This window comes from Cellulomonas taurus, from assembly GCF_012931845.1.
In the GTDB taxonomy this organism is placed as follows: Bacteria; Actinomycetota; Actinomycetes; order Actinomycetales; family Cellulomonadaceae; genus Cellulomonas; species Cellulomonas taurus.
The window spans coordinates 1,464,343-1,476,641 of sequence record NZ_CP051884.1; the positions used below are offsets into that span (position 1 = coordinate 1,464,343).

Annotated in this window: 13 protein-coding genes; 9 read left to right on the plus strand and 4 right to left on the minus strand. The window is 71.3% G+C overall.

Going from position 1 to position 12,299, the window contains the following annotated elements:
• The first annotated feature begins 89 nt into the window (after nt 1-89).
• Nucleotides 90-389 (plus strand): DUF4193 domain-containing protein, encoded by a 300-nt coding sequence (locus tag HGK68_RS06775; protein ID WP_168630442.1) that lies wholly within the window; start codon nt 90-92, stop codon nt 387-389.
• 3 nt (nt 390-392) lie between these two features.
• Here the strand turns inward: HGK68_RS06775 and HGK68_RS16065 are convergent, their stop codons facing one another.
• Nucleotides 393-869: a DUF3093 domain-containing protein gene (locus tag HGK68_RS16065; protein WP_246260643.1), complete on the minus strand. Its 477-nt coding sequence runs from the start codon at nt 867-869 to the stop codon at nt 393-395.
• Nucleotides 870-893: 24 nt separating this feature from the next.
• On the opposite strand from HGK68_RS16065, the gene dut reads away from it, so the two are divergent.
• From dut to HGK68_RS06795, 4 genes are all read left to right on the plus strand, one after another.
• Nucleotides 894-1,424 (plus strand): dUTP diphosphatase, encoded by a 531-nt coding sequence (gene dut, locus HGK68_RS16070; protein ID WP_246260644.1) that lies wholly within the window; start codon nt 894-896, stop codon nt 1,422-1,424.
• Between the two features lie 111 nt (nt 1,425-1,535).
• A complete protein-coding gene (locus tag HGK68_RS06785; protein ID WP_169165284.1) occupies nt 1,536-2,327 on the plus strand; it encodes a DUF3710 domain-containing protein in 792 nt (263 codons plus the stop codon).
• 1 nt (nt 2,328) lies between these two features.
• Nucleotides 2,329-2,697 (plus strand): OB-fold nucleic acid binding domain-containing protein, encoded by a 369-nt coding sequence (locus HGK68_RS06790; protein ID WP_169165285.1) that lies wholly within the window; start codon nt 2,329-2,331, stop codon nt 2,695-2,697.
• A complete protein-coding gene (locus HGK68_RS06795; RefSeq protein WP_246260646.1) occupies nt 2,694-3,386 on the plus strand; it encodes a DUF3159 domain-containing protein in 693 nt (230 codons plus the stop codon). Before HGK68_RS06790 ends, HGK68_RS06795 begins: the two co-directional genes overlap by 4 nt.
• Here the strand turns inward: HGK68_RS06795 and HGK68_RS06800 are convergent.
• Entirely contained in the window at nt 3,316-3,993 is a 678-nt protein-coding gene (locus tag HGK68_RS06800; protein ID WP_169165286.1) for a potassium channel family protein, read from the minus strand. The genes HGK68_RS06795 and HGK68_RS06800 overlap by 71 nt on opposite strands.
• Nucleotides 3,990-4,640 (minus strand): potassium channel family protein, encoded by a 651-nt coding sequence (locus HGK68_RS06805; RefSeq protein ID WP_169166984.1) that lies wholly within the window; start codon nt 4,638-4,640, stop codon nt 3,990-3,992. The genes HGK68_RS06800 and HGK68_RS06805 overlap by 4 nt, the downstream gene beginning before the upstream one ends.
• Nucleotides 4,641-4,726: 86 nt before the next feature.
• Here HGK68_RS06805 and HGK68_RS06810 point away from each other — a divergent pair, with 86 nt between their 5' ends.
• The 4 genes from HGK68_RS06810 (at nt 4,727) to HGK68_RS06825 (ending at nt 11,266) form a co-directional block, all read left to right on the plus strand.
• Nucleotides 4,727-6,730, plus strand: a complete 2,004-nt coding sequence (locus HGK68_RS06810) for an APC family permease (protein WP_169165287.1) — start codon at nt 4,727-4,729, stop codon at nt 6,728-6,730.
• Entirely contained in the window at nt 6,699-7,970 is a 1,272-nt protein-coding gene (locus tag HGK68_RS06815; RefSeq protein ID WP_169165288.1) for a class I SAM-dependent RNA methyltransferase, read from the plus strand. Before HGK68_RS06810 ends, HGK68_RS06815 begins: the two co-directional genes overlap by 32 nt.
• A 71-nt stretch (nt 7,971-8,041) precedes the next feature.
• Nucleotides 8,042-8,227 (plus strand): translation initiation factor 2, encoded by a 186-nt coding sequence (locus HGK68_RS06820; protein ID WP_169165289.1) that lies wholly within the window; start codon nt 8,042-8,044, stop codon nt 8,225-8,227.
• A gap of 222 nt (nt 8,228-8,449) precedes the next feature.
• Nucleotides 8,450-11,266: an aconitate hydratase gene (locus HGK68_RS06825; RefSeq protein WP_169165290.1), complete on the plus strand. Its 2,817-nt coding sequence runs from the start codon at nt 8,450-8,452 to the stop codon at nt 11,264-11,266.
• Nucleotides 11,267-11,316: 50 nt separating this feature from the next.
• Here the strand turns inward: HGK68_RS06825 and HGK68_RS06830 are convergent, their stop codons facing one another.
• On the minus strand, nt 11,317-12,240 hold the full coding sequence (locus tag HGK68_RS06830; RefSeq protein ID WP_169165291.1) for an NAD-dependent epimerase/dehydratase family protein: 924 nt from the start codon (nt 12,238-12,240) through the stop codon (nt 11,317-11,319).
• Nucleotides 12,241-12,299 lie beyond the last annotated feature (59 nt).

The window sequence follows — 12,299 nt, forward strand, 5'->3', positions numbered from 1 at the left end:
TCCGGGGCCGTCGGGAACAAACGGAACCCTCGGTTGCTTGATCCCGCATCACCCCAGACACCTCGACCACACGGAGCGTGACTCACCCCATGGCAACCGACTACGACGCCCCGCGCAAGACCGAGGAGGACCTCAGCGAGGACTCGCTGCAGGAGCTCCAGGCCCGGCGCACCGACAAGAACTCGGGCGTGGTGGACGAGGACGAGACCGAAGCGGCGGAGGGATTCGAACTTCCCGGCGCCGACCTGTCCGGCGAGGAGCTCTCGGTGCGGGTGCTCCCGCGTCAGGCCGACGAGTTCACCTGCTCGAAGTGCTTCCTGGTCCACCACCGCAGCCAGCTGGCCTACGAGAAGGACGGTCAGCCGGTCTGCACCGAGTGCGCCGCCTGATCCTCAGCTCGCGCGATGCCGGTCGTTCCCCTCGGGGGCGGCCGGCATCGTCGTGTCCAGGGCCGTAACCAGTGCCGCCGGCCGCCGGGTGCTGACCACCCAGTACGGCGTCGGGTCCGCGGGGTCGTCGACCCGCACCCGGATCGCGGTCTTCACCCAGCCGCGCTGACACAGGTGGGCGCGGGCGTCCAGCTCCGGGCCGAGCGCCCGCCGGGTGGCGTCGGCGTCCAGCGCCTCCGCGTCGCGCAACAGGGTCAGCGGGATGTGCGCCGATCCCGCGTGCAGCTCACCGTTGACCACCGCGACGCGGCTCGCCGAGGCGGCCAGCATCGCCAGCGCCGCGACCAGCACCACGCCGAAGGCGATCAGTCCCACCAGCGGGGACACCGGCCAGAACGCGACCGCGAACATCGCGGCGATCCCGACGGTGACCAGCCAGCCGACGGGGCCGGGCCAGAGTCGTTCGGTGAAGGTCGTCATGCCCCCAGGGTAGGGTCGCTCGCCGTGACTGAAGCCACCGTGGACATCCTGCTGCGTCGACTGGACGAGGACGTGCCGCTGCCGTCCTACGCGAAGCCGGGTGACGCCGGCGCCGATCTGGTCACCCGGGTGGACCTGATCCTGGAGCCGGGGGAGCGGGCGACGGTGCCGACCGGTATCGCGATCGCCCTGCCCGAGGGGTACGCCGCCTTCGTGCACCCCCGGTCCGGGATGGCCGCCAAGCACGGGCTGACCATCGTGAACGCGCCGGGCACCGTGGACGCCGGGTACCGGGGCGAGATCCAGGTGACCCTGCTCAACACCGACAGCCGCACCTCGATCGTGCTGCACCGCGGCGATCGGATCGCCCAGCTGGTGATCCAGCGGGTGGAGCTGGCGGCGTTCCACGAGGTGGACGAGCTGCCGGAGTCGGTGCGCGGCACCGGGGGCTTCGGTTCCTCCGGCGGGCACCGGGCGAGCGAGATCGCCGGAGCCGAGGCACCCGCGGACGCGGCCGCCGGAACGATCGGTTCCGACGACCCGGTGACGGACTAGGCCCCGAGGTCCGACCGGACTACTGTGGGTCGTGACCGTGCCGTGATCGACGGCGTGGTCGACGGACATGGCGGACAGCCCCCAGGGCGCCGCCGGGAAAGGTACGCACAGGTGGCGCTATTCCGGCGCGGTGCGAAGGATCGCACCGCCGAGCAGGAGACCGAGTCGACCGAGGTCGAGGACGTGGTGGAGGAACTGCCCTCCGCCGACGTGGCCGAGAACCCCGAGGTGCCCGAGAACCCTGCGGCATCCGACGACGGGGCCAGCGTCCCGGTGGACCGTTCGGCAGGGCCCTGGGACTCGACCGAGGACATCCCGGCCGGACCGCGGATCGACCTGGGCGCGCTGAAGCTGCCCGGCATCCCCGGGATGCAGCTGCGGATGGAGATCGACAAGAAGTCGGGCACCGTCACCGGTGTCGCCGTCACCCTGGGCGAGTCCACCCTGCAGATGCAGGCGTTCGCCGCACCGCGCACCGAGGGCATCTGGGACGAGATCCGGGAGGAGATCGGCGCGTCGGTCACCAAGCAGGGCGGCGCCGTCGACGACCTGCCCGGCCCGTTCGGCCGTGAGCTGCTGGCCCGGCTGCCCGTGCGCACCCCGGAGGGCCGTACCGGCCACCGTCCGGCCCGGTTCGTCGGGGTGGACGGCCCGCGCTGGTTCCTGCGTGGTGTCATCACCGGCCGCGCCGCGGTGGACCCCGAGGCCGCGACCGCGATCGAGGACCTGTACCGGCACACCGTGGTGGTCCGGGACGGCCAGGCGCGCCCGCCGCGCGACCTGCTCGCCCTCACCCTGCCGAACGCCGACGCCAACGTGAAGAAGGCCGAGGCCGCACCCGAGGACAACACCCCGTCGTTCGACCCGCTCACCCGGGGTCCGGAGATCACGGAGATCCGCTGACATGACGCTGCGGGACACCCTGCGCAAGGCCGTCGCCTCGCAGGAGGAGATCGAAGCCGACGAGGAACGCGCCGACGCGGTCCGCGCCGCCGGGTGCACCCCGGTCGGTGCCGCCCCCGAGCGCACCCGGGTCAAGATGGCCGGTGTGCTGCGCTCGGTGGTGCTGCGGCCCCGGGAGGGCGTCCCGGCGCTGGAGGCCGAGCTCTACGACGGCTCCGGCACCGTCCAGCTGGTCTGGCTGGGCCGCCGGGAGATCGCCGGCGTCGAGCCGGGTCGTCGGCTCAAGGTCGAGGGCCTGGTCTGCACCCGCGAGGGGCGCCGGTCGATGTTCAACCCCCGGTACGAGCTGCGACCCCGGCCGGGCGAGTGAGCGGCGGCGCAGGGATCCGCTCGATCTCCGGCGAGACCTTCTCCTGGCAGGAGGCGGTCGGCGGGTGGCGCGGGGCGGTCGAATCGGTGCTGCCCGGGCTGCTGTTCGTGGTGGTGTTCGTCGCCACCGGCCAGCAGCTGCAGCCCGCGCTGATCGCCGCCGCTGCCTGCGCCCTGGTCGCGGTGCTGCTCCGGCTGATCCAGCGCAGCCCGCTCACCCAGGCGTTCTCCGGGGTGCTGGGCGTCGGGATCGGCGTGTTCTGGGCCTGGCGGACCGGCGACGCGGGCGACTACTTCGCCTGGGGTCTGCTGGTGAACGCCGGGTACCTGCTGGCCTTCGTGGTGTCCGCGCTGATCGGCTGGCCGCTGGTCGGGCTGGTGTTGGGCATGTTCCGCCCCGAGGGCCCGCTCAGCGAGGGCGGGTCGTGGGCCGGGGCGATGGCCTGGCGGCGGGACCGGATGCTTCGGCGTCGGTTCGCCGCGGTCACGTGGCTGTGGGCCGGGATGTTCGGGCTGCGCCTGGCGGTGCAGGGTCCGCTCTACCTCGCCGATCAGGTCGGCTGGCTCGGCACGGCGAAGCTGGTGATGGGCCTGCCGCTGACCGCCCTGGTGCTCTGGCTCAGTTGGATCCTGGTGCGCGGGACGACAGCAGCGACGCCAGCTCCTGTTCCGAGCCGTCAGGACCCGTGACGAACAGCAGCTCGTCCCGTCCCTCCAGGGTGTCGTCGGCGGTCGGCGTGAACGGCCGCGCGTCCCGGACGATGCAGGACAGCACGGTGTCGGTCGGCCAGTCGATCTGACCGACCAGCGACCCGACCAGCGGGGAGTCCTCCGGCAGGGTCAGCTCCAGGATGTCGGCACCCGACTGGTGGAAGGTGAAGATCCGCACCAGATCGCCGACCGAGACGGCCTCCTCGATCATCGCCGTCATGATCCGCGGGGTGGAGACGGCCACGTCCACACCCCAGGCCTCGTCGAACATCCACTCGTTCTTCGGGTTGTTCACCCGGGCGACGGTGCGCGGCACGCCGTACTCGGTCTTGGCCAGCAGCGAGATCACCAGGTTGGCCTTGTCGTCACCGGTGGCGGCCACCACCACGTCGCACTCGTCCAGCCGCGCCTCGGTCAGCGTCGGCAGCTCGCAGGCGTCGGCCAGGATCCAGTCGGCGTCCGCGACCTGGGCCACCCGCATCGCGGCGGGCTGCCGGTCGATCAGGGTGACCTCGTTGCCGTTGGCGAGCAGTTCCTTGGCGATCGACCGGCCCACCGAGCCGGCACCCGCGATCACGACCCTCACGCCGACACCTCCGGCGCCGCGGTGATGGTCCGCTCCACGGCGGCCTGGTCGTCGGTCCGCATCAGCAGATGCACGATGTCGTTCTCCTGGAGCACGGTCTGGGCGTCCGGCAGCAGGCCGTCGCCGTAGCGGGTCAGATAGGCCACCCGGGCGCCGGTGGCGTCCTCCAGCGACCGCAGCGGCTTGCCCTGCCAGTCGGGGTGCACGTCGACCTCGGCCAGCACGATCCGGCCGGAGGCGTCGGCGAACTGATTGGTCGCGCCCATCGGCAGCAGGCGGCGCAGCACCTGGTCGGCGGTCCAGCGCACGGTGGCCACGGTCGGGATGCCGAGCCGCTGGTAGATCTCCGCGCGATGCGGGTCGTAGATCCGCGCCACCACGTTGTCGACCCCGAAGGTCTCCCGGGCGACCCGGGCCGCCAGGATGTTCGAGTTGTCCCCGTCGGCGACGGCCGCGAAGCCGAAGGCGTCGTCGATCCCCGCCTGCCGGAGCACGTCCCGGTCGAAGCCCAGCCCGGTCACCTTCGACCCGGCGAAGTCGGCGTCCAGACGGCGGAACGAATCCGGGTTCTGGTCGATCACCGCGACGGAGTGCCCCTGGCTCTCCAACGACTGCGCGAGGGTGGCGCCGGCGCGGCCACAGCCCATGATGACGAAGTGCACGAGGCAGGACGCTATACCGTCCGGAACCGTCCTGTATCGCACCCCTCGGCGCGGGCCTATCATCGACCCTCGTGCCGGACCTCGCGGATGCCGCCAAACGTTTGTTGCTGGGCCGACCGGTCCGCAGCGAGCAATTGGGGCACACCCTTTTGCCCAAGCGGATCGCGCTGCCGATCTTCGCCTCGGACGCGCTCTCCTCGGTGGCCTACGCCCCGGACGAGGTGCTGCTGACCCTGGCGCTGGCCGGGCTGACCGCCACGGTGATCTCGCCGTGGGTCGGTCTGGCGGTGGTCGTGGTCATGGTGACCGTGATCGCGTCCTACCGACAGAACGTGCACGCCTACCCCAGCGGCGGCGGCGACTACGAGGTCGCCACGGTGAACCTCGGGCCGAAGGCGGGGGTCACGGTGGCCAGCGCGCTGCTGGTGGACTACGTGCTGACGGTCGCGGTGTCGGTGTCCTCCGGCACGCAGTACGCGGCGGCGGCGATCCCGGCGCTGCGCGGACACGAGGCGATGTTCGCGGTCGGGCTCGTGGTGCTGCTGACCATCGCGAACCTGCGCGGCGTGCGCGAGTCGGGCCGGGCGTTCGCGATCCCGGTGTATCTCTACATGGTCGCGGTCGGCGGCACGGCGATCTTCGGCTTCGTCCAGTACCTGACCGGCAACCTGCAGCAGGCGGTGAGCTCCGAGCTGAGCATCGTGCCGGCGCACGGGATGGAGCAGGGGCTGGTCGGGGTGGCCGGGGCGTTCCTGGTGCTGCGCGCCTTCGCGTCCGGGTCGGCGGCGTTGACCGGTGTCGAGGCGATCAGCAACGGCGTGCCCTCGTTCCGCAAGCCGAAGTCGAAGAACGCGGCGACCACGCTGCTACTGCTCGGTGGCTTGTCGGTCTTCCTGATCATGTCGATCCTGACCCTGGCCCGGGTGACCGGCGTGCACTACGTCGAGGACCCGGCGACCCAGCTGATGCGCCCGGACGGCCAGCTGGTGGGCGAGGGCTACGTGCAGGACCCGGTGATCGGGCAGCTCGCGCAGACGATCTTCCACAGCTTCCCGCCGGCGTTCTACCTGGTCGCCATCGTCACCGGCCTGATCCTGGTGCTGGCCGCGAACACCGCCTTCAACGGCTTCCCGGTGCTCGGCTCGATCCTGGCCAAGGACGGCTTCCTGCCCCGCCAGCTGCACACCCGTGGCGACCGGCTGGCGTTCAGCAACGGCATCATCACGCTGGCTGCGGGCGCGATCGCGCTGATCATCGCCTTCGACGCGCAGGTGACCCGGCTGATCCAGCTGTACATCGTCGGGGTGTTCGTCTCCTTCACGCTGTCCCAGCTCGGCATGGTCAAGCACTGGACCCGCGAGCTGCGCACCGAGCCGGACCCGAAGAAGCGTTCCCAGATGACCCGCTCGCGGGTGATCAACGCGATCGGCTTCGGGATGACCGCGACCGTGCTGCTGATCGTGCTGCTGACCAAGTTCACCCACGGCGCGTGGATCGCCATCCTGGCGATGATCATCGTGTTCATCGTGATGCGGGCGATCCGCAAGCACTACGACACGGTGCGCGACGAGCTGGCCCTGGACGACGAGGCGGCGGCCAAGGCGCTGCCCAGCCGGGTGCACGCGATCGTCCTGGTCTCGCACCTGCACCGCCCGACGATGCGCGCCATCGCCTACGCCCGGGCTTCGCGGCCGCAGGTGCTGGAGGCGGTCACCGTGGCGGTCGACGGCGACGACGCGAACGACCTGCGCGCGGCGTGGGAGAAGATGGACCTGCCGGTGCCGCTTCGGGTGCTGGACTCGCCGTTCCGGGAGATCACCCGGCCGGTGATCACCTATGTGCGATCGGTGCGCCGGGAGAGCCCGCGCGACCTGGTCGTCGTGTACATCCCCGAGTACGTGGTCGGGCACTGGTGGGAGCAGATCCTGCACAACCAGAGCGCGCTGCGGCTGAAGGGTCGCCTGCTGTTCACCCCCGGTGTGGTGGTGGCGTCGGTGCCCTGGCAGCTGTCGTCCACGCAGGGGCAGACCGGGATGGAGGAGCATGTCCGCAGGACGACGAGCCGAGGGCTCTGATCGACGACGCAAGGTGGCCACCGAGCCGGTGCCCCGCGAGCTGATCGAGCTGGAGGTCGGCCCGGTCGCGCACGGCGGGCACTGCGTCGCGCGGATGGCGGACGGCCGGGTGGTCTTCGTCCGGCACGCGCTGCCCGGCGAGCGGGTCATGGTCCGGGTGACCGAGACCGGCCCGAAGTTCTGGCGCGCCGACGCCGTCGAGGTGCTGGACGCCTCCGCCGACCGGGTGGAGTCGGTCTGGCCCGAGGCGGGTCCCGGCGGCGTGGGCGGCGGCGAGCTGGCGCACGTGCGACTGGACGCGCAGCGCGCCTGGAAGTCGTCGGTGCTGACCGAGCAGCTGTCCCGGCTGGCCAGGATCGACCGCGAGGTGCCGGTGGCGGGGGTGCCCGAAGACAACGGTCTGGGCTGGCGCACCCGGGTGTCCTTCGTCGCCGATGCCGAGGGTCGACTGGGGATGCGGAAGTTCCGCTCACACGACCTGGTGCCGCTGACCTCGATGCCGCTGATGAGCGACGCCCTCGCCGACCTGGGCCTGCTGGACCGGCGCTGGACCGCGGGGGTGACCGTGGACGCGGTGGCCCCGGCCGGTGGCGATCAGCCGATCGTGCTGGTGGACGGTCAGCCCTTCGACCTGCGGCGGGGCAAGGTCGATCCGCGTCCGCACGCCCGGTCGACCGTCCGCGAGGTGGTGGGGGACTGGCAGTACCGGGTCGCCGCCGCCGGGTTCTGGCAGGTGCACCGGCAGGCGCCGAGCACGCTGGTGGACGCGGTGCTGGCCGGGATCGGGGACACGGGCGCGGGTGCCGTGGTGCTGGACCTGTTCGCGGGCGCCGGGCTGTTCACCCTGCCGTTGGCGGACCGGGTCGGGGACAGCGGCCGGGTGGTCGCCGTCGAGGGGGATGCCCGCGCGGTGAAGGACGCCCGCCGCAACGCCCACGACCGGCCGCAGATCGAGCTGCACCAGGGCGACGTGTCGGCGGTGCTCGGGACGCTGGGTGAGTGGGACGCGGTGGACGCCATCGTGCTGGACCCGCCGCGGGTGGGCGCCGGACGCGAGGTGGTGCGGTCGATGGCCGCCCTGGACCCGGCGCGGATCGTCTACGTCGCCTGCGACCCGGCCGCGCTGGCCCGGGATGTGGCCTACCTGGTCGAGGAGGGCTACGAGCTGCGCGACGTGCAGGGCTTCGATCTGTTCCCGATGACCCATCACGTGGAGGCGGTGGCGGTTCTCGAGCGGTGAGTCGGACCGCGGGCTAGCGTGGGCGGACCGGGTCAGGGTCGATCCTGGCCGTTCGTGAGAGGAGTGTCGCCATGACGTCGTCGCAGGAATCCCACGAGTCGCGCGAGTCCGCTGCCGAGGCCGCCCGCCGCGTCGCGGAGGCCAGTCGCCGCGCCACCGAGGAACTCCACAAGCAGGGCACCCCGGAGTACGACCCCCGCCAGCACGCCAAGTCCGTCGAACGCGCCCACCGCGCCGCCGACGCGCGCGACGCGTAGCCCCCGTCGAGAGCCCCCGTCGAGGTGACAGGAACTGACGCTCTGAGCCGGCGGATGCGTCGGTTTCTGTCACCTCGGCGCGGTGTGCCGGCAGTCGGGTGGGGTGTCCCGGGGACTCGGGGCGGTGTCCCGGGGTAGGATGTATCTTGACGTCAAGATACTTTGCTGCAATGTGCAGCACGGGTCGCCCCCAACGGCCCACTCGCCATGTGAGGAGTCACAGTGACCAGCGTTGACAGTTTCGGGTCGAAGGCGCAGCTTCGGGTCGCCGACACCGAGTACGAGATCTTCCGGCTCGACGCCGTCGAGGGGGTCGAGCGGCTGCCGTACAGCCTGAAGATCCTTGCCGAGAACCTGCTGCGCACCGAGGACGGTGCGAACATCACCGCGGACCACATCCGCGCGATCGCCGCCTGGGACCCGCAGGCCGACCCGGACACCGAGATCCAGTTCACCCCGGCGCGGGTGATCATGCAGGACTTCACCGGCGTGCCGTGTGTCGTCGACCTGGCCACCATGCGTGAGGCGATGGCCGACCTCGGCGGCGACCCGACCCGGATCAACCCGCTGGCCCCCGCCGAGCTGGTGATCGACCACTCGGTGCAGATCGACGTCTTCGGTCGGCAGGACGCCTTCCAGCGCAACGTCGAGATCGAGTACCAGCGCAACCACGAGCGCTACCAGTTCCTCCGCTGGGGCCAGACCGCCTTCGACGACTTCAAGGTCGTCCCGCCCGGCACCGGCATCGTGCACCAGGTCAACATCGAGTACCTCGCGCGCGGCATCATGACCCGCGAGTTCGATGGTGTGCTCCGCGCCTACCCGGACACCTGCGTCGGCACCGACTCGCACACCACGATGGTCAACGGCCTGGGCGTGCTCGGCTGGGGCGTCGGCGGCATCGAGGCCGAGGCGGCGATGCTCGGCCAGCCGGTGTCGATGCTGATCCCGCGGGTGGTCGGCTTCAAGCTGACCGGCCAGATCCCCTCCGGCGTGACCGCCACCGACGTGGTGCTCACCATCACCGAGCAGCTGCGGGCGCACGGGGTGGTCGGCAAGTTCGTCGAGTTCTACGGCGACGGGGTGGCGGCGGTGCCGCTGGCCAACCGCGCCACCATCGGCAACATGTCCCCGGAGTTCGGCTCCACTTGCGCGATCTTCCCGATCGACGACGTCACGATCGACTACCTGCGCCTGACCGGCCGCTCCGAGCAGCAGCTCGCCCTGGTCGAGTCCTACGCCAAGGAGCAGGGCCTGTGGCACGACCCCTCCCGTGAGCCGGTGTACTCCGAGTACCTGGAGCTGGACCTGTCCACCGTCGTCCCGTCCATCGCCGGGCCGAAGCGCCCGCAGGACCGGATCGAGCTGTCGGAGGCCAAGGAGTCCTTCGCCGGGACGATCCTGGACTACGTGTCGGACTCGGAGGCGGCGCCGTTCAAGCAGCTGACCGGGCTGGACGAGTCGGTGGACGAGACCTTCCCGGCCTCCGACCCGATCGCCGCCGGTGAGCACCACGACGCGTCGGACGCCCCGGTGCACGTGCACGGCGACTCCGCCAGCCGCCCGCACAAGCGCGTCCCGGTCACCCTGGAGTCGGGGACCCAGACCGAGCTGGATCACGGTGCCGTCGTGATCGCCTCGATCACCTCCTGCACCAACACCTCGAACCCGTCGGTGATGCTGGCCGCCGCGCTGCTGGCCAAGAAGGCCGTCGAGCGGGGGCTGTCGTCCCAGCCGTGGGTCAAGACCTCGATGGCCCCCGGGTCGCAGGTCGTCACCAACTACTACGAGAAGGCCGGGCTCTGGCCGTACCTGGAGAAGCTCGGCTTCCACCTGGTCGGCTACGGCTGCGCCACCTGCATCGGCAACTCCGGTCCGCTGCCGCAGGAGGTCTCCGACGTCGTCAACGAGCACGACCTGTCGGTGGTCTCGGTGCTGTCCGGCAACCGGAACTTCGAGGGCCGGATCAACCCGGACGTGAAGATGAACTACCTCGCCTCGCCGCCGCTGGTGATCGCCTACGCGCTGGCCGGGACGATGGACTTCGACTTCGAGAACCAGCCGCTGGGCACCGACGACGCCGGCACCGAGGTCTACCTGCGCGACATCTGGCCGACGCCGGAGGAGGTGCAGGCCACCATCGACGCCAGCATCGACCGCTCGATGTTCGAGGCCGACTACGCCGACGTCTTCGCCGGTGACGACCGCTGGCGTGCCCTGGACACCCCGGAGGGCGACACCTTCGCGTGGGACGGCGAGTCGACCTACGTCCGCAAGCCGCCGTACTTCGACGGCATGTCCGCCGAGCCGGCACCGGTGTCCGACGTGACCGGTGCCCGGGTGCTGGCCAAGCTCGGCGACTCGGTCACCACCGACCACATCAGCCCCGCCGGGTCGATCAAGGCCGACAGCCCCGCCGGTGTCTACCTGGCCGAGCACGGGGTCGAGCGCCGGGACTTCAACTCCTACGGTTCCCGTCGTGGCAACCACGAGGTGATGATCCGCGGCACCTTCGCCAACATCCGGCTGCGCAACCAGCTGGTGCCGGGCGTCGAGGGCGGCTACACCGTCAACCACCTGACCGGCGAGCAGACGTCGATCTACGACGCCGCGCAGTCCTACGCCGAGGCCGGGGTCCCGCTGGTGATCCTCGGTGGCAAGGAGTACGGCTCCGGCTCGTCCCGCGACTGGGCGGCCAAGGGCACCGCGCTGCTGGGCGTGAAGGCGGTGATCACCGAGTCCTTCGAGCGGATCCACCGGTCCAACCTGATCGGCATGGGGGTGCTCCCGCTGCAGTTCCCGGCCGGGGAGTCCGCCGACTCGCTCGGCCTGGACGGCACCGAGACCTTCGACATCACCGGCATCGAGGCGCTGAACGGCGGGGACACCCCGCGCACGGTGCGCGTCACGGCCGTGAAGGCGGACGGCTCGGCGGTCGAGTTCGACGCGGTGGTCCGGATCGACACCCCGGGTGAGGCCGACTACTACCGCAACGGCGGCATCCTGCAGTACGTGCTGCGGTCGCTGGTCGCTGCCTGACCTCACCGACGCCCCGGTCCCCGCAGGTGGGGGCCGGGGCGTCGTGCCGTCTAGTGCCAGACGGTGCGGTGCGGCACGTCGAGGGCGGTCAGGGTGGTCACCTCGGGCAGGTGGTGCACGCCCGGGTCCAGGTCGGTGACCAGCTCGACCGCGCGGGCCGCGACATCCGCCGTCGCCGCCGACTGTCCGTTGCCGGTCATCGTCACCCGGGGTCCGGTCTGGTCCCGGACCTGGAGCAGCCAGCCGTCACCGCCGGGGAACCGCGGATTGCCGGGCATCAGCCGGGTGAGTCCCGGGGCCCGCGCGAGCAGTGCCAGCGCGGTCGTGGCCCAGGCGGTGTCCATCCCGAACCAGCTGCGCACCGGGCGCCCGAGCAGCCGGGTCGTGGTGTGCTGGTCGGAGAAGTCGGCGCGATAGAGCGTCCGTCGGTCGCCGTCCAGGTCGAACCGGTCGCCGACCGTCAGATTGCGCACGGTGCTGCCGTCCGGGTCGGTGAACTCGCGGCCGAGCAGACCGTAGGTCCACGCCGACGCCGCGGCGCCGTGTGCCTCGCCGGTGCCGAGCACGATCGCGATGTCGAGCGGGCCGTCGCCGGGGTGCCGGGCGTCGATCGCATGGGCCAGGAGGTTGGTCAGTCCCGGTGCGATGCCGACGCTGAGCAGCACCGGGGCGGCGGGGGAGAGGTGTTCGAGGGCGGCGAGATACCCGGTGTCGGCGCTGACATCGAGCACCGGGGTCCCGGTCGCGGCGATGGTGGCGATCAGGTCGGGATCCTCCCGCCCGGTGCCGTTGACCACCACGTCGACCTGGTCGGCCGCGGCGCGCAGTGCCGTGCTGTCGTTGATGTCCAGCGGGACATCCGCCCGGTTGCTGTCGCGCCCGGCTGTGAGGGCGCGGTGGCCTCGGGTGCGCAGGGCCGCGGTCAGATGCGCGCCGACCGCGCCGTATCCGCCGAGAACCAGGACGGTGCTCATGATTGCCTCCGATAAGTCGAACATGAGTGTTCAAGATAACCTGAACACTGTTGTTCGAG

Coding starts and splice junctions, on each gene's coding strand:
- HGK68_RS06815 (WP_169165288.1), top strand. CDS start 6,699: ATGTCCGCAGGACGACGAGCCGAGGGCTCTGATCGACGACGCAAGGTG.
- HGK68_RS06805 (WP_169166984.1), bottom strand. CDS start 4,640: ATGGGCTGTGGCCGCGCCGGCGCCACCCTCGCGCAGTCGTTGGAGAGC.
- HGK68_RS06790 (WP_169165285.1), top strand. CDS start 2,329: ATGACGCTGCGGGACACCCTGCGCAAGGCCGTCGCCTCGCAGGAGGAG.
- HGK68_RS06775 (WP_168630442.1), top strand. CDS start 90: ATGGCAACCGACTACGACGCCCCGCGCAAGACCGAGGAGGACCTCAGC.
- HGK68_RS06820 (WP_169165289.1), top strand. CDS start 8,042: ATGACGTCGTCGCAGGAATCCCACGAGTCGCGCGAGTCCGCTGCCGAG.
- HGK68_RS06830 (WP_169165291.1), bottom strand. CDS start 12,240: ATGAGCACCGTCCTGGTTCTCGGCGGATACGGCGCGGTCGGCGCGCAT.
- HGK68_RS16065 (WP_246260643.1), bottom strand. CDS start 869: ATGACGACCTTCACCGAACGACTCTGGCCCGGCCCCGTCGGCTGGCTG.